Origin of the sequence: Pararhizobium sp. A13, assembly GCF_040126305.1 — a bacterium.
In the GTDB taxonomy this organism is placed as follows: domain Bacteria; phylum Pseudomonadota; class Alphaproteobacteria; order Rhizobiales; family Rhizobiaceae; genus Pararhizobium.
On the sequence record NZ_CP149510.1, the window covers coordinates 3,314,114 to 3,336,413 of the forward strand.

At 60.3% G+C, this 22,300-nt stretch carries 17 protein-coding genes and 2 pseudogenes; 9 read left to right on the plus strand and 10 right to left on the minus strand.

The window, feature by feature from the left end:
• Positions 1-101 precede the first annotated feature (101 nt).
• Entirely contained in the window at positions 102-1,316 is a 1,215-nt protein-coding gene (locus WI754_RS16405) for an NADP-dependent isocitrate dehydrogenase (protein ID WP_349434546.1), read from the plus strand.
• 61 nt (positions 1,317-1,377) lie between these two features.
• On the opposite strand, the gene WI754_RS16410 is transcribed toward WI754_RS16405, so the two are convergent.
• Positions 1,378-1,902, minus strand: coding sequence for an STM3941 family protein (locus tag WI754_RS16410; protein WP_349434547.1), 525 nt, complete (start codon positions 1,900-1,902; stop codon positions 1,378-1,380).
• A 226-nt stretch (positions 1,903-2,128) separates the two neighbouring features.
• On the opposite strand from WI754_RS16410, the gene WI754_RS16415 reads away from it, so the two are divergent.
• Together WI754_RS16415 and WI754_RS16420 are read left to right on the plus strand one after the other, a co-directional pair.
• On the plus strand, positions 2,129-3,472 hold the full coding sequence (locus WI754_RS16415; RefSeq protein ID WP_349434548.1) for a glycosyltransferase family 1 protein: 1,344 nt from the start codon (positions 2,129-2,131) through the stop codon (positions 3,470-3,472).
• Between the two features lie 5 nt (positions 3,473-3,477).
• The gene (locus WI754_RS16420; RefSeq protein ID WP_349434549.1) at positions 3,478-4,236 is read left to right on the plus strand and encodes an HAD-IIB family hydrolase; all 759 of its coding nucleotides are present in this window, start codon (positions 3,478-3,480) and stop codon (positions 4,234-4,236) included.
• 49 nt (positions 4,237-4,285) lie between these two features.
• Here the strand turns inward: WI754_RS16420 and WI754_RS16425 are convergent, their stop codons facing one another.
• From WI754_RS16425 to recA, 3 genes are all read right to left on the minus strand, one after another.
• The gene (locus WI754_RS16425) at positions 4,286-5,137 is read right to left on the minus strand and encodes an AraC family transcriptional regulator (RefSeq protein ID WP_349434550.1); all 852 of its coding nucleotides are present in this window, start codon (positions 5,135-5,137) and stop codon (positions 4,286-4,288) included.
• A gap of 165 nt (positions 5,138-5,302) precedes the next feature.
• Positions 5,303-7,966 carry an alanine--tRNA ligase gene (gene alaS, locus WI754_RS16430; protein ID WP_349434551.1) on the minus strand — a complete coding sequence of 888 codons (2,664 nt, stop codon included), beginning with the start codon at positions 7,964-7,966 and terminating at the stop codon, positions 5,303-5,305.
• A gap of 223 nt (positions 7,967-8,189) precedes the next feature.
• A complete protein-coding gene (gene recA, locus WI754_RS16435; RefSeq protein ID WP_349434552.1) occupies positions 8,190-9,281 on the minus strand; it encodes a recombinase RecA in 1,092 nt (363 codons plus the stop codon).
• A gap of 236 nt (positions 9,282-9,517) precedes the next feature.
• Between recA and WI754_RS16440 the strand changes: the two genes are divergently transcribed.
• Both WI754_RS16440 and WI754_RS16445 read left to right on the plus strand, forming a co-directional pair.
• On the plus strand, positions 9,518-10,465 hold the full coding sequence (locus WI754_RS16440) for a carbohydrate kinase family protein (protein ID WP_349434553.1): 948 nt from the start codon (positions 9,518-9,520) through the stop codon (positions 10,463-10,465).
• A 31-nt stretch (positions 10,466-10,496) separates the two neighbouring features.
• Positions 10,497-11,420: a pseudouridine-5'-phosphate glycosidase gene (locus WI754_RS16445; RefSeq protein ID WP_349434554.1), complete on the plus strand. Its 924-nt coding sequence runs from the start codon at positions 10,497-10,499 to the stop codon at positions 11,418-11,420.
• 145 nt (positions 11,421-11,565) lie between these two features.
• Here WI754_RS16445 and pyrF read toward each other — a convergent pair whose 3' ends face one another.
• Entirely contained in the window at positions 11,566-12,474 is a 909-nt protein-coding gene (gene pyrF, locus WI754_RS16450; RefSeq protein ID WP_349434555.1) for an orotidine-5'-phosphate decarboxylase, read from the minus strand.
• 122 nt (positions 12,475-12,596) lie between these two features.
• Positions 12,597-13,214, minus strand: a complete 618-nt coding sequence (locus tag WI754_RS16455; RefSeq protein ID WP_349437839.1) for a TetR/AcrR family transcriptional regulator — start codon at positions 13,212-13,214, stop codon at positions 12,597-12,599.
• A 97-nt stretch (positions 13,215-13,311) separates the two neighbouring features.
• On the opposite strand from WI754_RS16455, the gene WI754_RS16460 reads away from it, so the two are divergent.
• Complete coding sequence (locus WI754_RS16460; RefSeq protein ID WP_349434556.1) at positions 13,312-13,836, plus strand: DinB family protein; 525 nt, start codon at positions 13,312-13,314, stop codon at positions 13,834-13,836.
• Positions 13,837-13,877: 41 nt separating this feature from the next.
• Here the strand turns inward: WI754_RS16460 and WI754_RS16465 are convergent, their stop codons facing one another.
• Positions 13,878-16,481: a response regulator gene (locus WI754_RS16465; protein ID WP_349434557.1), complete on the minus strand. Its 2,604-nt coding sequence runs from the start codon at positions 16,479-16,481 to the stop codon at positions 13,878-13,880.
• Between the two features lie 472 nt (positions 16,482-16,953).
• On the opposite strand from WI754_RS16465, the gene WI754_RS16470 reads away from it, so the two are divergent.
• Together WI754_RS16470 and WI754_RS16475 are read left to right on the plus strand one after the other, a co-directional pair.
• Positions 16,954-18,021 (plus strand): IS110 family transposase, encoded by a 1,068-nt coding sequence (locus tag WI754_RS16470; RefSeq protein WP_349434558.1) that lies wholly within the window; start codon positions 16,954-16,956, stop codon positions 18,019-18,021.
• A gap of 267 nt (positions 18,022-18,288) precedes the next feature.
• Positions 18,289-19,269 carry a flagellar biosynthetic protein FliO gene (locus WI754_RS16475; RefSeq protein WP_349434559.1) on the plus strand — a complete coding sequence of 327 codons (981 nt, stop codon included), beginning with the start codon at positions 18,289-18,291 and terminating at the stop codon, positions 19,267-19,269.
• Between the two features lie 117 nt (positions 19,270-19,386).
• Here WI754_RS16475 and tnpA read toward each other — a convergent pair.
• The 3 genes and pseudogenes from tnpA to dksA form a co-directional block, all read right to left on the minus strand.
• Positions 19,387-19,821, minus strand: a pseudogene (tnpA, locus tag WI754_RS16480) (IS200/IS605 family transposase).
• 48 nt (positions 19,822-19,869) lie between these two features.
• Positions 19,870-20,736: pseudogene (ltrA, locus tag WI754_RS16485) on the minus strand (group II intron reverse transcriptase/maturase); the annotation flags it as partial.
• A 74-nt stretch (positions 20,737-20,810) separates the two neighbouring features.
• Positions 20,811-21,230 carry an RNA polymerase-binding protein DksA gene (dksA, locus tag WI754_RS16490; RefSeq protein WP_018324683.1) on the minus strand — a complete coding sequence of 140 codons (420 nt, stop codon included), beginning with the start codon at positions 21,228-21,230 and terminating at the stop codon, positions 20,811-20,813.
• A 484-nt stretch (positions 21,231-21,714) separates the two neighbouring features.
• Here dksA and WI754_RS16495 point away from each other — a divergent pair, with 484 nt between their 5' ends.
• A complete protein-coding gene (locus tag WI754_RS16495) occupies positions 21,715-22,242 on the plus strand; it encodes a histidine phosphatase family protein (RefSeq protein WP_349434560.1) in 528 nt (175 codons plus the stop codon).
• Positions 22,243-22,300 lie beyond the last annotated feature (58 nt).

A 22,300-nucleotide genomic window follows, 5' to 3' on the forward strand; every position in this document is an offset into this window, starting at 1 on the left:
CGCCAACGAATTCATGCACTCTATGCCTTTGCCTGTGGTGAACTGGATGCTATAGGGGCCCGACCCCGTTTCCATTCCAACCCCATGCAGAGGTTTGCATCATGACAAAGATCAAGGTCGCCAATCCCGTCGTCGAGCTCGACGGCGACGAGATGACCCGCATCATCTGGCAGTTCATCAAGGATAAGCTGATCCATCCGTATCTGGATATCGATCTGGAATACTACGACCTCGGCATGGAAAACCGCGACGCCACCGACGACCAGGTGACGATCGATGCGGCGAACGCGATCAAGAAGCATGGCGTCGGCGTCAAGTGCGCGACCATTACCCCGGATGAGGCCCGCGTCGAGGAATTCAAGCTGAAGAAGATGTGGAAGTCGCCGAACGGCACCATCCGCAACATCCTCGGCGGCGTGATCTTCCGCGAGCCGATCATCTGCAAGAACGTGCCGCGCCTCGTTCCCGGCTGGACCAAGCCGATCATCGTCGGCCGCCACGCCTTCGGCGACCAGTATCGCGCCACCGACTTCAAGTTCCCCGGCAAGGGCAAGCTCTACATGAAGTTCGTCGGCGACGACGGCAAGGAAATCGAGCACGAGGTCTACGACGCACCGGCGGCCGGCGTCGCCATGGGCATGTACAACCTCGACGAATCGATCACCGAATTCGCCCGCGCCTCGCTGAATTACGGCCTGCAGCGCAAGGTTCCGGTCTACCTGTCGACCAAGAACACCATCCTCAAGGTCTATGACGGCCGCTTCAAGGACATCTTCCAGAAGGTGTTCGACGAAGAATTCGCCGACAAGTTCAAGGAACTGAAAATCTGGTACGAACACCGCCTGATCGACGACATGGTCGCTTCGGCGCTCAAGTGGTCCGGCGGCTACGTCTGGGCCTGCAAGAACTATGATGGCGACGTCCAGTCCGATATCGTCGCGCAGGGCTTCGGCTCGCTCGGCTTGATGACCTCCGTTTTGATGACGCCGGACGGCAAGACGGTGGAAGCCGAAGCCGCCCACGGTACCGTCACCCGCCACTACCGCCAGCATCAGAAGGGTGAGGAAACCTCGACCAACTCGATCGCCTCGATCTTCGCCTGGACCCGTGGCCTTGCCCACCGCGCCAAGCTCGACAACAACACTGAGCTCGCAAGGTTCGCCGATACGCTGGAAAAGGTCTGCGTCGATACCGTCGAAGCCGGCTTCATGACGAAGGACCTGGCGCTGCTCATCGGACCCGACCAGCCCTGGCTCTCGACCACCGGCTTCCTTGACAAGATCGACGAGAACCTGCGCAAGGCAATGGCTGCCTGATTGCGGCCCACCATGGTGAATTGAGAAACCCGGCCCCGCGCCGGGTTTTTCAATTCAGATGTCAATGCGCCGAAGGCTGAACCTTTTCCGCCCACTCTCCGATCAGGTCGACAATGTCCGGCGCAGGCCGCTGAAGTCCCGCCGCACTCAAACACACGCCGTTGATGCCAAGTCCACGGTTGGCGGCGCGGGTGTAGCGCACCATTCGCGTAAAGGGCAGAGACTGTTCTGCCGCCGGAGACAGGATCAGCTCGATGATTGGTTGGTTGCGATAAGAGATGAGCCGCGCTGCGACAATGTCCAACCAGTTGATCGGCACGGCCGATATATCCCGCACCAGAAGACCTTCCTTCAAGAATTCGACTGCCGGACGCCCATCGAAAATCTTTACGAGGATGAGGACGCCACAAAAGCCGAAGAAGATGATGCAGACAAGGCCGATGAAGACCCCAAAGGCGCCAGCACCCTGCTCGGCGTAGGTTACCTTCGCCATGAACGCACCCAGTGCGACAAAGGCCACGGCGCCCAAAAGGAGCAGGATCATCTTCGCCTTTGATCGATAGATCACGAGAGTGCTTTCGGTCATTGAATTATTCCCCAACAGTAAGCGGTGCCCGCATGGTCTTTTAAACCACTATTGCTACAACTCGATGCGTCGCAGACAGTAGAGGCTAAACCATTGGCTGCGCAACGTCACGCCGTACACGCGTCATTTTTATTGGAACCTTTTCCGCTTCCGATCGTTCGCGATGTGAACCTTTCTGCGTGCCAGGCACGCTTCACCTCCCAAAAAAGATCGCGACTGCTAATAGATGACCGTTTCCACTGACAAAATCCCTTCGCACCTTCCCCGTATCGCCCTCGTATCAACCCACGGATACGTCGCCGCCGAACCGCCGCTTGGCGCCGCCGATACAGGAGGCCAGGTCGTTTACGTGATCGAACTGGCGCGAAAACTGGCGCTGCTCGGCCATGAGGTGGATATCTATACCCGCCGCTTTGAGGATCAGCCGGAATTCGATGAGGTCGATGAACGCGTCCGCGTCATTCGCATCCCCTGCGGCGGCAAGGACTTCATTCCGAAGGAGTACCTCTACCGGCATCTGATGGAATGGTGCGAAAATGCCGTCCGGTTCATCCGCAGGAACAATTTCACCTATACGCTGATCAACAGCCACTATTGGGACGCCGGCATTGCCGGGCAGCGTTTGTCGGAAGCGCTGGGCGTTACCCATATCCATACGCCGCATTCCCTCGGCCTGTGGAAGAAACGGCAGATGGAGACCGACTATCCCGACAAGGCGGATACATTCGAAAAGGAATTCAACTTCGCCGAACGCATCAAGCACGAGCTGATCATCTACCGCTCCTGCAGCATGGTGATCGCCACCACACCGATCCAGGTGGAGGTGCTCGTCAACGACTACAATCTGCCGCGCGACAGAGTGCACATGATTCCACCGGGCTATGACGACAACCGCTTCTTCCCGGTATCGAAGGCCACCCGCGAGATGGCCCGCCAGCGTTTCGGCTTCGAGGGCAAAGTGGTGATGGCGATGGGACGCCTCGCCACCAACAAGGGCTACGATCTCCTGATTGACGGCTTTTCCGTGCTTGCGGAACGCGAGCCGGAAGCGCGGCTTCATCTCGCGGTGGGCGGTGAAAACATGGATGCCCACGATGCAGCGCTTCTCGCCGAACTGAAAGAGCGAGTGGCTGGGCTGGAATTGGAGGACAAAGTCGTATTTTCCGGCTTCGTCACCGAAGAGGAGCTGCCGGATTTCTATCGCGCCGCCGATCTCTTCGTGCTGTCGAGCCGCTACGAGCCATTCGGTATGACGGCGATCGAAGCCATGGCGAGCGGCACGCCGACCGTCATCACCATTCACGGCGGCCTTTTCCGGGCGGTGAGCTATGGTCGCCATGCGCTGTTTGCCGATCCTTTCGATAAATACGATCTCGGCATCACCATGATGAAACCGCTGAAACACGAGCGGCTCTATGGTCGGCTGTCGCGCATGGGCGCCCACAAGGCGCGCAGCCTGTTTACCTGGACCGGGATCGCCCAGCAACTGATCGGTGTCGTAGAGGGACGCCCGATGCCGCAAGCCATGGACGACAACGAATGGGCCGAACCATGGACGGACGGAGATTGAGGCGCGTGCGGCTGCTCTGCAGCGATATCGACGGCACGCTGGCCGGCGACCGGGCAGCGGAGACGCGGTTTTGCGAGGCATGGCAAGGTCTTCAACCGGAAAACCGGCCGCTGCTCGTCGTCAACAGCGGCCGGCTGATCGAAGATCAACGGGCGTTTATCGCCACTACTGCCCTTCCCTCGCCGGACGTCTATATCGGTGGCGTCGGAACCATGCTGCACAACGAGAGTGAACCATCCCACGCAAAGCTCTACACCCGCTCCATCGGTGCCGGTTTCGACCGGGCGCTGATTGCCGCAGCGCTCGCCGACGTCGCGGATGTCGTCGTCCAGCCGGATGCATATCAGCATGCCCACAAGTCAAGCTGGTACCTGCGCGACGCCGACACGGCGACGCTGACGAGCATCGAGGAAAGGCTGGCAGCTGCGGGGATACCAGCCCGCCTGGTCTATTCCAGCAACCGCGATCTCGACATCCTGCCGGCTGGCGTGGACAAGGGAGCGGCGCTCTCCTGGCTCTGCCGCCAACTTGGCCTTTCCCATGATGACGTCGTCGTTGCAGGCGACACGAACAATGATCGCAGCATGTTCGACCTGCCGGGCGTACGCGGCATCGTCGTCGGCAACGCCCTTCCGGAATTGCGGGCAATCGCGGACGACAGGCAGGACATCTATCGCGCCAACGGCTCCACTGCGGATGGCGTATGGGAGGGACTGATGCACTGGGGCATCTTCAGCGTGTCGTCACCCCATATGCTCCCGTGAATATTTTGGCGAGCAAGGAAATATCCTTAGCCAGGTAATAAAATTCCGACTATTTCAGCGGCAGATGGATATCAGTCAGCAGATCGGTTGGCGCCAAGTCGCGCGGGTTGTTGATATATTCCTCGAACATCACCGTATCGCGGACTTCACGGCCGGACTGCGGCAGCCATTTGCCGTAAAGCCATTGATAGGCCTTGTGCATGTCGGCATAAGGCCCCTTGTGGCGTAGCACCGCATACTCGCCGCCATCGAGGTGGCGGTGAACCAGCGGCGCTTCGGCCGGCACATGCTCGCCCTCCGTCATGCAGGCAAAGGAGCGCAGCTTGTCTTCCGGCACCAGTTCCGGATCATCGAGATAGACGCCGATCATCTTCATCTCCGGCCGGTAGAGATGACGCGCCTGAAGCGTGCCGCCAAGCGTTTCGAAGGCGCGGCCGATCCCCATATAGGAGCCCGAGTGGCTGACGCCGACCAGCTCGCGCGGCGCCAGGGTTTTCGTTGTCACGTCGTACATATCGCCAAGTCCTTTTTCCGATATCGATTGAAAGACCATGTGGCTTCCCTCCCGCCGATACCGGGCCGGCGGCATGCCGAACACCGATTTGAAAATCCGGTTGAAGGATTGGAGATTGGGATAGCCGGTTCGTCTTGCAATCTCCTCGACGGTGAGGCTGGTACGCACGAGATCGCCGGCGGCCCTGTGCAGCCGCAGCCGCTTGACCGTCACCGCAAGCGTCTCGCCATGCACAGCCCGGTAGATCCGGTGCCAGTGATGTGGCGACAGGCAGGCGATTTCGGAGAGCCTATCGAGATCAAGCTCCTCGTCCAGGTGATCATGGATATAGGCCGATACGCGATGCAGACGCTGCTCGTAAACCGCCCAGATGCTCTCTTCCCTCATGTCGATCCTCATGCAAGCCGAACAGGAAGACACAACCATATTGGCGTTTGACAAATCCTGCGGAGTTGGCGCGGAGCGATTTGAGCACCGGAAAGCAACTGGCCAAGGAAAAACCGGACCTCTCAGTCCGGTTTCCCATCTCCAAGCAATCCAGTTGAAGCAGGCTTACGCCGCGAGCGCTGCACCAACCGCATCAATGGCATCCTTTGCCTTTGCGCCATCCGGGCCGCCGGCCTGCGCCATGTCGGCGCGGCCGCCACCACCCTTGCCGCCGAGCGCGGCGGAGGCGACACGGACCAGATCGACGGCGCTGAAGCGGCCGGTCAGGTCGTCGGTAACGGCAACCACGGCGCTCGCCTTGCCGTCATCGGACACACCGACGAAGGCAACGATACCGGAGCCGAGGCTCTTCTTGCCATCGTCCGCAAGGCTTTTCAGATCCTTCGGCTCGACGCCGGTGACGACCTTGCCGAGGAACTTGACACCGGCGATGTCCTGCACCTGATCGGCAGAGCCATTGGCGTCGCCACCGCCGAGTGCCAGCTTCTTCTTTGCTTCGTTCAGCTCACGCTCCAGCTTGCGGCGCTCGTCCATCAGTGTTTCGACGCGGGTCAAAACGTCTGCGGGCTGCACCTTCAGGGTGGTGGCAAGCGTCTTCACCCGCTCATCCTGCTCGTTGAGATAGGCGAGCGCGGACGCACCGGTCAGCGCTTCGAGGCGGCGAACGCCGGCACCGACGGCACTTTCGCCGACGATCCGCACCAGGCCGATCTCGCCGGTGGCGCCAACATGGGTGCCGCCGCAGAGTTCGACCGAATAGGGCCGGTTGGCCTTGGAGCCATGAATGCCCTGCCCCATCGACACGACACGGACTTCATCGCCATATTTTTCGCCGAACAGCGCCATGGCGCCCTCGGCAATCGCATCATCGACGCTCATCAGCCGCGTCGTCACCGGCGAATTCTGCACGATGATCTCGTTGGCCATCTCCTCAACGACTTTCAGCTCGTCGCCCGTCATCGGTTTCGGATGCGACACGTCGAAACGCAGGCGCTCCGGTGCGACCAGCGAGCCCTTCTGCGCCACATGGGTACCGAGCACTTCGCGCAGGGCCTCATGCAACAAGTGTGTCGCCGAATGGTTGGCACGCAGGCGTGAACGGCGGGCGTGATCGACGGTGAGCGCAGCGGCGTCGTCGACCTTGACGGTGCCTTCGTCCACAACGCAGGAATGCACAAACAGGCCCTCGCCACGCTTCTGCGTGTCGGTCACCGTCAGCTTGGCGCCGTCGGTCGAAATCACACCTGTGTCGCCCATCTGGCCGCCGGATTCGCCGTAGAACGGCGTCTGATTAAGCACCAACTGGACCGTCTCGCCCTTGGAGGCCGCCTCGATCGCCTTGCCGTCGCGCACGATCGCCTGGACGACGCCTTCGGCGGTCTCGGTGTCGTAGCCGAGGAAATCGGTGGCACCGAGCTTTTCCTTGAGTTCGTACCAGATGGTTTCCGTCGCCTTGTCGCCGGAGCCGGACCAGGAGGCGCGCGCCTCCGCCTTCTGCCGTTCCATGGCGGCGGAAAACGCATCGGTGTCGACGCCAATGCCGCGGGCGCGCAGCGCGTCCTGAGTCAGGTCGAGCGGGAAACCATAGGTGTCGTAGAGCTTGAAGGCGGTCTCGCCGTTCAGCCGATCACCTTCCGAGAGATCAGCCGTCGCATCGGAGAGAAGGCCGAGACCACGCTCCAGCGTCTTGCGGAAGCGGGTTTCCTCGAGTTTCAGCGTTTCGGAAATCAGCGCTTCGGCGCGCATCAACTCCGGATAGGCGCGGCCCATCTGGCCGACCAGCGCCGGCAGCAGCTTCCACATCAAGGGCTCCTTGGCGCCGAGCAGCTGCGCATGGCGCATGGCGCGGCGCATGATGCGGCGAAGCACGTACCCGCGGCCTTCGTTCGACGGCAGAACGCCATCGGCAATCAAGAAGGCGGAGGAGCGCAGATGGTCGGCGATGACGCGGTGGCTGGCGCGGCGGTCGCCCTCAGCCTTGACGCCGGTCGCCTCTTCGGAGGCCTCGATCAGCGTGCGGAACAGATCGATGTCGTAGTTGTCATGTTTGCCCTGCAGGAGAGCCGCGACGCGCTCGAGGCCCATGCCGGTGTCGATCGACGGACGCGGAAGATCGACGCGCTCTTCCTTCGTCACCTGCTCGTACTGCATGAAGACGAGGTTCCAGATCTCGATGAAGCGGTCACCATCCTCATCCTTCGAGCCCGGAGGACCGCCCCAGATATGATCGCCGTGGTCGTAGAAGATTTCCGAACACGGACCGCAGGGACCGGTATCGCCCATCGCCCAGAAATTGTCGCTGGTCGGGATGCGGATGATCCGGTCATCGCTGAAACCGGCGATCTTCTTCCAGAGGCCGAAAGCCTCGTCGTCGGTATGATAGACGGTGACCAGCAGGCGCTTGGCGTCGATGCCGAACTCCTTGGTGATCAGGTTCCAGGCAAGCTCGATCGCTCGCTCCTTGAAATAATCGCCGAACGAGAAGTTGCCGAGCATTTCGAAGAAGGTGTGGTGGCGCGCGGTATAACCGACATTGTCGAGGTCGTTATGCTTGCCGCCGGCACGCACGCATTTCTGCGCCGTCGCAGCCGTCGAATAGGGACGCTGCTCGAGACCGGTGAAAACGTTCTTGAACTGCACCATGCCGGCATTGGTGAACATCAGGGTCGGATCGTTGCGCGGAACCAGCGGGCTCGACGGCACGACCTCGTGGCCGTTCTTCTTGAAGTAGTCGAGGAACGTCGACCGGATTTCATTCACGCCGTTCATAATGCGCCCTTACCTCTGCATCAGACGTCCACGGCCGACTTGGCCGAACCGCGAACCGGAAAACTCTTGAAAATCGCGGATCGCCGGATATTCGCTGATCCCACTCCCGCCATTGGAACACAGGCTTTTATCGTCCGCGCCAACCCCTGTCCAGACGGCAAAAGAAAACCGACCGCCCTGTCAAAGGGCGGTCGGCGAAGTCATCCGGCAAAATCAGACGATCCTATGCCAAAGCGGCATCGTCACCATCGTCTCCGGCTTCCGGTCCACCGTTTTCAAGGAATTTTTCCGCGATCAGGCCGGCATTCTGGCGTAACGCAAGTTCGATCTCGCGCGCCGTATCCGGGTTGTCGCGCAGGAAGGTCTTGGCATTTTCTCGGCCCTGGCCGAGACGCTGGCTGTTGTAGGAGAACCAGGCGCCCGACTTTTCGACAATGCCGGCCTTGACGCCGAGATCGACGAGTTCGCCGGTCTTGGAAACACCTTCGCCATACATGATGTCGAACTCGACCTGCTTGAAGGGAGGCGCCATCTTGTTCTTGACGACCTTGACGCGGGTCTGGTTGCCGACGACCTCTTCGCGCTCCTTCACCGAGCCGATGCGGCGGATGTCGAGACGAACCGACGCGTAGAACTTCAGCGCGTTGCCGCCCGTCGTCGTTTCCGGCGAACCGAACATGACGCCGATCTTCATGCGGATCTGGTTGATGAAGATCACCATGCAGTTCGACTTGGAGATCGACGCGGTCAGCTTGCGCAGCGCCTGGCTCATCAGGCGAGCCTGCAGCCCCGGCAGGCTGTCGCCCATTTCGCCTTCGATTTCAGCCCGAGGCGTCAACGCTGCCACGGAGTCGATGACGAGAACGTCGATCGCACCGGAGCGCACCAGTGTATCGGTGATTTCAAGCGCCTGTTCGCCGGTATCCGGCTGGGAGATCAAAAGGTTTTCCAGATCGACGCCGAGCTTGCGGGCATAGACCGGATCGAGCGCGTGTTCCGCATCGACGAAGGCGCAGATGCCACCCTTCTTCTGGGCCTCGGCAATCGTCTGCAGTGCCAGCGTCGTCTTGCCCGAGCTTTCCGGTCCGTAGATTTCGACAATACGCCCCTTGGGCAGCCCGCCGATGCCGAGTGCGATATCCAGACTCAAGGAGCCCGTCGAAACGGTTTCGATTTCGACGATGCTGTCCTTCCCACCGAGCTTCATGATCGATCCCTTGCCGAACGACCGTTCGATCTGGGAGAGTGCCGCTTCAAGTGCCTTGCTTTTATCCACCGATTTGTCCTCTACGAGCCGCAAAGAGTTTTGTGCCATTTGATCCACCTTTAGGTTATGGAAGCTGCTGAGGCAATGAAGCTGCCGATGAAAGCTATGTACACTTTTTGTTCTCATTTTGCAAGAGGCGTCTATATAATTGAAAAAATTAAATAAATGACTGAATGTTCTTTCCTTGTTCCGGATTTTTCAGAAGCCGGTAAAAAAGTGGAACAAGAAATGCAATCAAGAGACCGGCACGACGAATCGGATCGCAGAGACACACGGGAAAACGCATGACAGGCAGTAAAGTTTCCATCTTCGGCGGCGCGCATATCGACCGCCGGGGGCGTATCTCCGGCGCGACTGTTCCAAGCGCGAGCAATCCGGGCAGCTGGTTCGAAGAGGCCGGCGGCGGCGGCTTCAACGCGGCGCGCAATCTGGCACGGCTCGGGCTCGAGGTCCGCATGATCAGTCCGCGCGGCGGCGATGCGGCGGGCGACACGGTCGCCGAGGCCGCCGCCGCAGCGGGCGTGATAGACAACCCGTTCGTCTTCCTCGATCGCAAGACGCCGAGCTACACGGCCATTCTCGAAAACGACGGCAATCTGGTGATCGCGCTGGCCGACATGGATCTCTACCGGCTGTTCTCCCCACGGCGGCTGCAGCAACGCGCCATGCGGGAGGTTGTTTCTTTGAGCGACCTTGTCGTCACCGATGCCAATCTGCCGGAAGAAACCCTCGCGAGCCTCATCGAGCGGGCCGCACAGGAATCAAAGCCGGTCGCTGCCATCGCCATTTCACCCGCCAAGGTCGTGCGTCTTGCAAACAGCCTCGCTGGCATCAGCTTTCTGTTCATGAACGAGGCGGAAGCGCGCGCCCTCACGGGCCGCGATGTGACGGAGGCAGCGGCGTGGCCCGCCCCCCTGCAGGCGGCCGGTCTTTCCGGCGGCGTCATCACCCGCGGCGGCAGATCGGCAATCGCATTTCGGCAGGGGCAGACCATCACCGTCGCCCCACCCGCCCTCGATGCGCTGGGTGATGTTACCGGCGCCGGCGATGCGCTGGCCGCTGGTTTCCTGGCGGCATTTCTGGAAGGAGAGCCGCTGGACGTCTGCCTGCGTTCAGGTGTCGCTGCTGCCGGTATCACCGTCCGCTCACCGCTCGCCGTGTCGGAAAAAATGTCGCGCGAGGCGCTGAGAGAAGCAATTCGGCTTGTGCCGCCAGCCGAAATCCTGTCATGAACGCGCCTTAAAAAGCCAAAAAGGACCCGCGATGACCAAGCCGTTTTCACCCCTTCTGCCGATGGAGTATTCCGACGAAGTCGCTGCCGCCAAGGCGCGCGGCGCGCCGCTCGTGGCGCTGGAATCGACCATCATCACCCATGGCATGCCCTTCCCCGGCAATCTGGACATGGCCCGCAGCGTCGAGGCGATCATCCGCGAGGAAGGCGCCGTACCCGCAACGATCGCCGTCATCGACGGTATCTTGCACATCGGTCTGGAAGACGCGCAGCTGGAAGCGCTGGCTCAGACCGAAGGCGCGATGAAGCTGTCGCGCGCCGACCTCGCCTTTGCGATCGCCGAACGCCGCACCGGCGCGACCACGGTCGCGGCGACCATGATCGCGGCGGCTCGCGCTGGCATCCGTGTCTTTGCGACCGGCGGCATCGGCGGCGTGCACCGCAAGGCCGAGGAGACATTCGACATTTCCGCCGACCTCGACGAACTGGCGCGCACCGGCGTGATCGTCGTCTGCGCCGGCGCCAAGGCCATCCTCGACATTCCGAAGACGCTCGAAGTGCTGGAAACCCGCGGCGTTCCGGTCGTCACCTATGACAGCGACATCTTCCCGGCCTTCTGGTCGCGCGATTCTGGCCTGAAAAGCCCGCTGATGCTCAACAGCCCGGCGGCAATCGCCAATTTTCAGAAGATGCGCGACCTGCTCGGCGTCGATGGCGGCATGCTGATCGCCAACCCGGTGCCAGAGGAAAACGAAATCCCGCGCGACGAAATGGAAATCTACATTGCCCGGGCGCTCGACAATGCCGAACGCGACGAGATTTCCGGCAAGGCGGTCACGCCCTATCTGCTCGACAGCATCTTCGGACTGACCGACGGCCGCAGCCTCGAAACCAACATCGCGTTGGTCGAGAACAACGCCCGCCTTGCCGCCGAGATCGCGGTTGCGCTGGAATAGGGCCAACAGGCGCTGGGAAACGCGAAGCGTGGCGCCTGGCCTTGGCCGAAATATGGAAGGTTTGTTTGGGCGGTATTGCAAAACATGGTTGCAGAATTCAGACTTTTGTGAGCGAGTTCTGCGACACGTCTGCTCCTGAACCCGATTACGCCAAACGGGTTCGCATATCGGCGTAGTCATAGGCAATTGCGGCCTTGAACCCTTTGATCCTGCTTGTGATGAGTTGGCGATAGTCACTGGCTGAAATGCCACGATCCTCGACACGGCTGAGGCCGCGAGACACAGGCACGAGCAGATCACCGGGTATGCTGCCTCTCAAGGAATGGATTGAGGCGGGATCCCCGCCTTGTGCACCGAGGCCCGGCGCGAGAATGATCGTGCGGGGCAGCAACTGCCGCAATCGCCGGCCTTCATTCGGCGCCGTTGCTCCGATCACCGCCCCGACCGGGCCGAGGCGCGAGGCAGAACCGGGAATAGTGCTGTATCCGCCGATCAAATCGGCCACACGATCGGAGATGAGACGGTTGCCTGCCATCTTGTCCTGAAGCCAGCTGGCGCCGGGATTTGATGTTCGGCACAGAACGAACAAGCCTTTGCCGAAACGCGTGGCGCAATCCACGAAGGGCTCGAGAGTATCCGGCCCCATCAAGGGATTGACGGTGAGGCAATCAGCTTCAAAGTCGGCGCTTCCACCGTGAGATACGGGCGTCAGATAGGCGCGGGCATAGGCAGCGGCGGTCGCACCTATATCTCCCCTTTTGGCATCGAGAATGACACCAATACCTGCTTCTCTTGCCCTTTTCATTCCAGCGGAAAGAGCGGCCAGACCGGCGAGACCGCAGGCTTCGAAATAGGCTGACTGGAATTTTACGAACCCGACCTGCCCCTCTATGGTGTCGAGGACGAAATTCACGAAGTCGCCAATCCAGGCGCCCTCGTCACGCTGACCAAAGAAGCCCGGAATCTCGGGTAAAAACGGATCAATGCCGGCGACCAGATCACCGAACCGCTCGATATTGTTTTCTACCAGTTCGCCCCACGTCGGATTGCTCATGTCGGTTTGTCCTTTCAGATTGCCGGGTCACGCAGGCCTTTTGCTCAGAATGAAAGCGTCTGACAGTTGCAACATCGCAACGGCCTTTTGCCACAACCTAAAACGCCGCCGTCCGTTCTAAATTAGGACTCGTCCTGATCCCACCCAACATCGCCCGCGTCCGAAAGGTATAGGCTGACCAGTCGAACAAGTTCGCTCTGCACTGTCGGATTTCCTATCGTGCCACGGCGCGCGGCATTGTGGATCGCTCCATCAATAGCATCGGAAATGACCAGAGCGGCGGTGTGGTCGGCTACACTGGGCTGGCGTTTCCGGTGAGTAGCCACAGCTTCCACATAGTAGGCAAGATATTCGATCTCAAATTCGCTGTTGGGATTCCTGTAGTCGTCAGAGCTGGGAGCTTCATCAAGCAATACCCTATGCAGTCCAGGATAGATGCTGTGGGCAGCGATCATATCGCGAACGAGGTTCGCCGCGAATTGCGCCGCCGATAGCCCATTGATGCGAGATTTCCGCAGGACTGCAAGACAGTCGTCGAGGTGGCGACGGCGAATAGCATCGACCAACGAGAGCTTGTCCGGAAAATACTGATACAGCGAACCGATGCTCACTCCGGCTAAGTCAGCAACTTTGTTGGTCGTGAAACCGGCCCATCCTTCATCGCTCAAAATGCGAGCACCAGCTTGGATGAGCGTTTCAACCGTAGCGCGGGAACGGGCTTGGCTGGGCTCTTTCCGCATTACCGGCTGCTGCTTTGCAATGCGAGTAGACAACGGAATCCCCTCGTAGAGAATATGAACGCTTTACTCACATTTCACACAATTTGGAAGGACCGCAATGACCGCCTTACTCCAAAAGCTCTTCGGCTATCATGCCTGGGCCAACAATGACCTGTTCGACAAATTGGAAACTCTCGACCAAGCGCAGCACAAGAGCGAATTGCACACTGCCTTGCGGCTGATTAATCACTATCATGTGGTGGCTCAAATCTTCGCCGCGAATCTAAGCGGCGTGCAGCACAACTATGCCTCCGGCAATACGGCCGAGACGCCAACATTGGACGAACTGCGTGCTGCCTTGGCATCTTCCGATCAATGGTATCTCAACTATCTTCGCAGCGTGCCACCTGCAAATCTACGCGAGACCATCCCATTCGCCTTCACCGATGGCGACAAGGGTTATATGTCCAGAGAAGAGATGCTGACCCATGTTGCCCTGCATGGAGGCTATCACCGGGGCGAGGTTGGTCGACTCCTTTGGCAGCTTTCGGTCACCCCGCCCTGGGACACCTTTGCGGTCTACCTTCACCAGACTGAACCAGGGCGGCGACTACAGGGCGGCGAGCCGTCCGTTTCGGCTTGACGGGCACGCACGATTGCCACTTGTCGCAATCTTGACGGCAATCAGCTATCCAGCATCTCGCGCACGGCAACGGCAAGCTGCTTCAGCGAAAACGGCTTCGGCAGAAAGCCGAATTTCGCGTCGGCCGGCAGGTTCTTGGCGAAGGCGTCCTCGGCATAGCCGGAGACGAAGATGAATTTCAGGTCCGGATAACTCTTGCGGATTTCCCGAAGCAGCGTCGGCCCGTCCATTTCGGGCATGACGACGTCGGAGACGACGATATCGACCGCACCGTGCAGTTCCTCCATGATCTCGAGCGCCTCGACACCCGAACCTGCCTCGTGCACGGTATAGCCGCGGGTCTCCAGCATGCGCTTGCCACCGCGGCGGACGGCTTCCTCGTCCTCCACCAGAAGCACCACAGCCGAGTTGCCGGTAAGGTCGGTCGGCTCCTCCGCCTTGGAAGGAGGCTTCGTTCCAAGCAGGGTGGCGGCCGGCGCGTCAGCCACGTCGCCCGGCAGTGGCGCTTCCTCGATATAGCGCGGCAGCAGGATGCGGAACGTCGTTCCCTTGCCGACTTCGGATTCGGGATAGATGTAGCCGCCGGACTGCTTGATGATGCCGTAGACCATCGACAGCCCGAGACCGGTGCCTTTACCGACTTCCTTGGTGGTGAAGAAGGGTTCGAAGATCTTGTCGAGAATCTCGGGCGGAATGCCCGTGCCCTGGTCGGACACCTCGACCATCACATAATCCTCCTCCGGCAGTTCGCGCCTGTTCAGCGCCGCGACTTCCGCAGCCGGCAGGTTGCGCGTGCGCAGCGTAATCACGCCGCCATCGGGCATGGCATCGCGGGCGTTGACGGCAAGGTTGAGAATGACCTGTTCGAACTGGCCAAGATCGGTGCGCACCGGCCAGAGATCGCGGCCGTAATCGACTTCCAATCTGACGTTGGTGCCGGTCATGCGATCAACCAGCATCCGCAGATCGCCAACGACGTCGGTCATGCTGAGCACGGTTGGACGCATGGTCTGCTTGCGGGAAAAGGCGAGAAGCTGGCGAACCAGCACTGCGGCGCGGTTGGCGTTGCGCTTGATCTCCATCAAATCGGCAAAGCTCGCGTCGGACGGACGGGCCGAGAGAAGCAGGTGATCCGAGGAGAGGAGTATCGCCGTCAGCACGTTGTTGAAGTCATGCGCGATACCGCCTGCCAGCGTGCCGACCGCATTCATCTTCTGCGTCTGCGCCATCTGGGTTTCGAGCGCCTTCTGCTCGGTAATCTCCACGGCATAGACGATCGCTGCTTCTTCCGGCGCCTGATCGCTCTGGTCGATGACGGCGTTCACATAAAAGCGAAAATGCCGCGTCTCATCGGTCGGATGGAGCGAATCGATAGGGGCAATATCGCCCTGCCGGTCCTTGGCCGCCTCCAGCGCCTCACGCAGTTGCGGCCGGTCCGGCGCGTGGACGACGGCTTCAAGCAGCGCCCCATGCTCCATGTCATCCTGCGAGACAACGCCCGAAAACAGTTTCAGGAACGGCGCATTGGTTCTCAAGATCCGGCCGTCACCATCGACGGAGGCGATCGCCATCGGCGTGTTGTTGAAAAAGCGGGTGAAGCGCATGGCAGCGATCGAAGCCGACTGGTCGCTTTCATCGTCGTTGGAGCGGGCAAGCACGATCGTTCGGCTTTCGCCCGGAGCGCCGTCGCGGGTCGAGGAAACCCGGTGGACCATGCGCACGGCAAAACTCTGGCCGTTGGCCTTGCGCAGGTCGAGGTCGAGCGTCTTGGTCTTTTTCAGGCCCGGTTCGGCTTGCACGGACTGGACGAGCGCCAGCCCCTCGCCCGCCACCAGATCGGCGATCGTCATCGATCCCGGCTGGAATTTCGTGAGGTCGAGCCCCAGCCAGTCTGCGAGCGTGGCGTTGACGTAGAAGATCTCGCCCTTCTTGCCGGCGGAGAAGAAGCCGGCCGGCGCGTGATCGAGATAATCGATGGCGTTCTGCAATTCCTTGAAGAACCGCTCCTGATCGTCACGCTCGGAGGTGATGTCGGAAATCTGCCAGATATAGAGCGGGTGGCGATCACCGTCTTCGAGCGGCAGCACGCGCGCCTTGAGCCGAAACCAGTGCGCACCCGAGCCGTTAGCGCCACCGGCCGAGCTCAACGGCTTCAGCAGGCGGAACTCCTCATGGCCGGGCTTGCGCTCGTGCAGGCCGTTGGTCAGCCGGTAGATCGCCTCGGTTGCCTCGCGGTTACGCGACAGAATGGTTTCGAGCGACTGGATTTCCGTCGCCTTGGTCGCGCCGGTGAGCGCGCCATAGGCGGCATTGGCATAGATGATCCGGCCCTTGCGGTCGGTAATCAGGGTTCCGTCCTGGTGGCCGTCGAGAAAGGCGCGAGCGAGTTCATCGGGCCGCGACTGCGGCATGACTTCGATGAAGCCGATGACGGAAGAGACCAGAAAGAAGATGCCGACCATGGCCAGCACGCCGAGTATCCCAAGCACGATCTCGTTTTCGAGCTGATTTTTGAAAATGACGAAGGCCACGGCCGAACCGGTTAGGACGATGGCGAGCAGAATAATCCGCAGCACCGTTCCCGGCCGGCTTCCACGGTCCACAATCGGCATGTGATAGTCACCTGCCTGCCGCAATTTCGTCATAGGGCCCTCGTCTACAACCGGTGCCGCGCGCCTTCGGAATGAATGCGTGGGTTCGGTCTATCTGCTCCGCTTAGCGGCAGCCGGGGCGGATATGCAATCCGCGCTGGCGGACCGCGAAACACCAAGCAGAATCATCTTTAACAGCCACGGGGAAGAGCAGAAAGCACCTATGAAAGGCACTGGCGTCAATTCACAGGGAATGTCCCGCGCGACCTCGCCAAAGTCGGCTATGACGCTACATCGATGATACACCAATGAGACTTGGACAAAGTGCAACATCGCTTGTCTCTATCTGAAAAAAGCCGTCAAATGGACGCAAGTCAAGATATCACGAAGGAGGTGGCATGAAAGAGTCCGCCTCTGGAGAGAACGGATCACTGAGATGCAGGTGATGATCGAGGGACAGTCACACTTCCAGCCTTTCGGCTTATCCTATTGGGGTTCGCAAGATCTCAACAAGGGAGTTGGAAGCATGACTGCCTCTTATGAATACCATATCGGCGTCGACTACCACAAATCCTACAGTCATCTGGTGGTGCAGGACAGCAGCGGCAAGACGCTCAGATCCGGCCGGGTGAAGAACGACCGCCAGTCGCTGGGCGGCTTTCTCGAACGCTACCGCGAGAGCTCGCATGCGGTTGTCGAGGCGACCCGCAACTGGATGGTGATGTATGACTGGCTCGACGACATTTGTGACGATGTCGTTCTCGCCCATCCGTTGAAGGTCAAGGCGATCGCCGACGCCAAGATCAAGACCGACAAGATCGATGCGACGGTGCTGGCGCATCTGCTCAGGGCCGACCTGGTGCCGGAAGCTTGGGCACCGGGCGAACAATCCCGAGAGCTGCGCATCGCGCTGCGCGAGCGGATGTTTTACGTGCGGCTGCGCACGATGACGAAGAACCGCATCGTCACGGTGTTCGATCGTTATCCGGAGCAGACGGCGCAGTTGAAGAAGCTCGGCGACCTGTTCGGTAGGGCCGGCCGCATCCAGTTGGCGCAGGTCAACGTCTCAGAGATCGACCGTATCCAGATCGATCGCGGCCTCGCCTTCATCGGCGACATCGACGTGCGGATCAAGCAGTCGGAAGCGACGATCCGGGCGATGACCAGGGCCAATGCCAACGTCAAACTGTTGAAGACGATCCCCGGCATCGGCGAGTTCTTCGCAAGGCTGGTCGATGCGGAGATCGACGACATAGCGCGGTTCCGCAGCCCGAAGAAGCTTGCCGCCTATGCCGGGCTGGTGCCGTCGACCTATTCGAGCGGCGGCAAGACCTTCCACGGCAAGATCATCAGACAAGGCAACAAGTGGCTGCGCTGGGCTTTCGTCGAGGCGGTGACGCCCGCCATCGCCAGCGATGCTCAGCTTCGCGCCCAATACGAACACCTGAAGATCAGAGGCGTGAACAAGGCGCGAGTGGCGATTGCACGCAAGCTTTTGACGATCGCCTTCCAGATCCTGCGTGACCAGCGCGCTTACGAGCCGCGCGGCACCACCACGATGGAAGGCGCGTCGACGATATCCCGGTTGTCCTGATGTGCGTCTAGCGAGCCCGGCAAGACTGGGCTGCGCTCCTTAAGGAGAATGGGAAACCGGGAGCCGAACGCCACTCTGTGACCGAAGCCACAGGCATCAGGTCACGCATTGGAGATTGGTTCAAGAACCGAACGGCAGATGCCTGTCGCGCGGAAGGAAGAGATTTAGCCGATCGGCAAAAAAGCTGATCAAACCATAACCGAACCCAAGGAAAAGCCGCCAAACGGAAGTGTTTTGCCCCTTGTGTTCTTTCATTGGAGGACGCACATGATCGAAGATATCGTTGGCAACAACGGTACCCGTTTTATCATCGCCGCGGGCGCTGTGGCTCTTGGTCTTTTTTGCCTCGTGGCCGTGCTCTGGTTCATCCGCAACCGGCCGTCCTCTCCCTTCATCCGCGGCGGCAAGAACCGCCAGCCGCGGCTCGCCGTGCTCGATGCAGCCGCCATCGATACGCGCAGGCGCCTGGTTCTGGTACGCCGGGACGATGTCGAGCATCTGATCATGATCGGCGGCCCGACGGACGTGGTCATCGAGAGCCGCATTGCTGCACAGGCCGCACCGCAGGCGGCAGCAACATCCTCCCTTCCGGAAACGGCAGCTACGCGTCCGACGACGGAACGCCGCGCGGCGCCACAGGCCGACACCCGGACCGTGCCAGTCTCAGCGATGGGGCAGGTTCTCTATGGCGAAAGCTCCGACCAAGTCTCGACCACAGCGGCAAGGGGTGCCCCGGCAAGACCGCAGACGATCGCCTCGGACGACATCCGTCAATCAATGCCGGAACGTGTGGTCGCTACCCAGCCGCGCCCCCAACCCGTGGCCTCGAATACGATACCGACGGTCGCGGTCGAGAGGGCCGAGTCTCCGGAAGACATTCTGGAGGCGGCGAGAACGCGCGTGCTGGCCGCGAACCAGCCAACTCCGGTGCAACGTCCCCTGACGCAGACAACTCCCGTGCCGGGCTCAGGCGCGCAAACCGCCCTGCCGGCCACGCAGAGCCAGCGGGATACCTCCAGCGCCGAATTCGAACGCATCCTCGATGCCCAGATCACCGGTGACCTCGGCAAGCTAACGGCTGATGACGTTCGCGTTGACGGTGACCAGCGCGCGAACGCGTCCTCATCCAACCCGGTGAGCCGCCAGGAACCGCGGCTCGGGAGCCTTGCGGGCGGGCGGACGGAACCGACGCTGGAAGACGAGATGAACCGGATGCTGAACGAGATCGCCGTCAACCGGAAGAACTGACCTTGGGAAGTGCGTTCGAATGCAGTGACAGCCCTGCGAGGTAAAAGTCATGACCTCCACCAGAGGTGGAGGTTTGAAACGCTGCGCTTGAACCACTAGAAGTGGTTTTGTTAGCGCTTAGTAGCTACGATTGAAGAGGTCGGCAAAGTCGGAAGCTTTGTCGGCCTTTTCCTGATTACGGATGTATTGTCTGACGACCTGCTCATTCTAGCCCGTCGTCGAGACGAAATAGCCGCGTGCCCAAAAGTGATACCCCTTATATCGCCGCTTGCAGGCATATTTGTTGGCAACATAAAGAGCGGTCTTGCCTTTCAGAAAGCCGACAATATGCGCCACCGAGTATTTCGGCGGGATCGATATCAGCATGTGCACATGGTCGGGCATCAATTGGCCCTGCTCGATCTGGCAGCCCTTTTGCAGCGCCAGCCGACGTAGGAGTTCACCCAACTCACGCCGTCCGTCCCCGTAGAATCTTTTCGTCCGGTATTTGCTGCCAAAGACCACATGATATTTGCAGTCCCAGGTCGCATGTGAGAGCGATTGTTCATCCATATAGCCTCCATGTTCGATTGTCTTGGCCACGCCCGGCGCCACCCAGAGGGCGTAGCCGAGGAACTTGCGGCCGAAGACGCTGGCAACGGCGCTTTTGGTCTCGTTCACCGTCAGGTGAAGTCGGCCATAAAGGCGCCGCAGCAGAGCCATCACCCGTTCACCCGCCCGCTGCGACCGCGCATAGACATTGCAGTCGTCGGCATAGCGGCAGAACGCATGGCCCCGCCGTTCAAGTTCCTTGTCCACCTCATCCAGCAGCAGGTTGGCCAGAAGCGGCGACAGCGGCCCGCCTTGCGGCGTGCCCCTGATCCGCTTGACGGTGGCATCCCCATCGACAATGTCGGCGTTCAGGTACGCCCGGACCAGGCGGATAATGCCGGGATCGGGGTTTTTCCTGCGCAGACGGTCGATCAGGATGTCGTGGTCAACCCGGTCGAAGAACTTCTCCAGGTCCACGTCCACCACGACCCGCCGCCCGGACTGCACGAACGATTGCGCCGCCAGGACGGCATTGTGCGCACTCTTTCCCGGGCGGAAGCCGTAGCTGTGCTGGCTGAAGGTCGGATCAAGGATTGGCTGGAGGACTTGCAGGAGCGCCTGTTGGATCAGGCAGTCCTGCACCGTGGGGATGCCAAGCTCGCGCGCGCCGCCCCCCGGCTTCGGGATCATCACGCGACGCACCGGCTGCGGCCGATACGTCCCTTCCGGTAGGCTGTCGCGGATGGCCGGCCAGCACTTGCGCAGCATCGCGGCCGTCTGGTCGATGTCCAGTCCGTCCGCGCCCGCCGCGCCTTTGTTGGCCCGCACCTGCTTCCAGGTCTGCAAAAGGTTCTCTCGCCTCAGGGCCGCGTCCAGCAGCCCGCGCCTGTGTCGTTCCTGTGCCGCGGCGGGGGTGGGACTTGCACCCACAAGAATGTGCCCATGCTGGGCGCACAACAAAAACGGCGCGAAGTTTTCGCGCCGTTTTCAATGTTTTGGGACTAGAGCGGTTATTCGTCGCGGTAGACTTTTTCCCGCCGTTCGTGGCGCTCCTGCGCTTCGATCGAAAGCGTGGCGATCGGCCGTGCGTCGAGACGCTTCAATCCAATCGGCTCGCCCGTCTCCTCACAGTAGCCGTAGGTTCCCTCGTCCAGGCGCTGCAGGGCTGCATCGATCTTGGAGATCAGCTTGCGCTGCCGGTCACGGGCCCGAAGCTCGATGGCCCGGTCAGTTTCCGAAGATGCTCTGTCTGCAAGATCAGGGTGGTTTGCACTTTCCTCGGCGAGGTGCCCGAGCGTTTCACGCGCCTCACGGAGGATGTCGTTTTTCCAGGCGTTCAGCTTTGCTCTAAAGTATGCACGCTGGTTGGTATTCATGAATTCCTCAGTCTCGGACAGGACAAAGGAACTAAGATCGATCTTCTCACTCAACGCGATTCTCCTGAAGAACATCTCATGTGCGGCGGTGTATAGACCCATGCAGGCGCCGTTTCAAGTCTCTGAAAAATAGCACACCGCTTTTTAAGCTTTGCTTAGTTGCGAGGCTAACAGGCTAATATTTCATCAAAATTACAGGTTTGTAATTTTTCGTGAAATTGTCTTACGCGCGATAACCGCTACCCATACCCAAAGTTGCGGGCACAGGATCAAAAAGAACCCCAGCGCCAAATTGCGAAATGCCGGACGCACAAAACATAGGCACATGTTTCACGCCTCACGCTGCAGGCAAGAAGCGAACGCGCGGAACTTGGGCGTCACTGTCCTAAAACCGACAGCCTGGCGAACTGCTGAAGCCCGGCATGTTGAAAAACAAATCCCTGTGACTTGATCTTTCCGCGGGCCCGGCGGACAAAGCTCGTCTAAAGCCGAGCGATCGATGCTGCTGCCGTCGATCCAATTTCTGGGATCCCGCCTTATGTCTGCCCCACCTGCCCCTGGTTTCCGGCTCTACCTTCTCCGACATGCCAAGGCCGGCTGGGCGCTTCCGGGTCAGAAGGATTTCGACAGGACACTTGGCGACGCTGGCTTGGTCGAGGCCGAGATCGTCGCCGAAATGGCGGCAGATCGCGGTTTTGCCCCGGAACTTATCCTGACTTCCACGGCTGTTCGCTGCCTGCAGACGGCCGAGGCATTCCGCCGCGCAATGGGCGAGAATCTGGACATCCGCGATATCGACGCGCTCTATGAGGGCGCCGCAGACAGCTATCGCGAGATCATCACCGGCCAAGGCTCCCTCGCCTCGCTGATGGTGGTCGGCCACAATCCGGCGATCGAGGAAATCCTGCGCGAAATTCTCGGCGAGCGCGTGGCAGCTGAGACGATCCCCTACGGATATCCGCCTGGCGCACTTGCGGTGATTGATTTCCACGACCGCCCGCAAGCCGGTATTTTGCCACCGGCTAGACTCGTGGCCTGGCTTGATCCGGAATGTCATGACGGGTGAACGCCGCAGGGCAACACTTTTTTCGGCCGCTCGGGCGTCCTATATCGCAAACGACCAA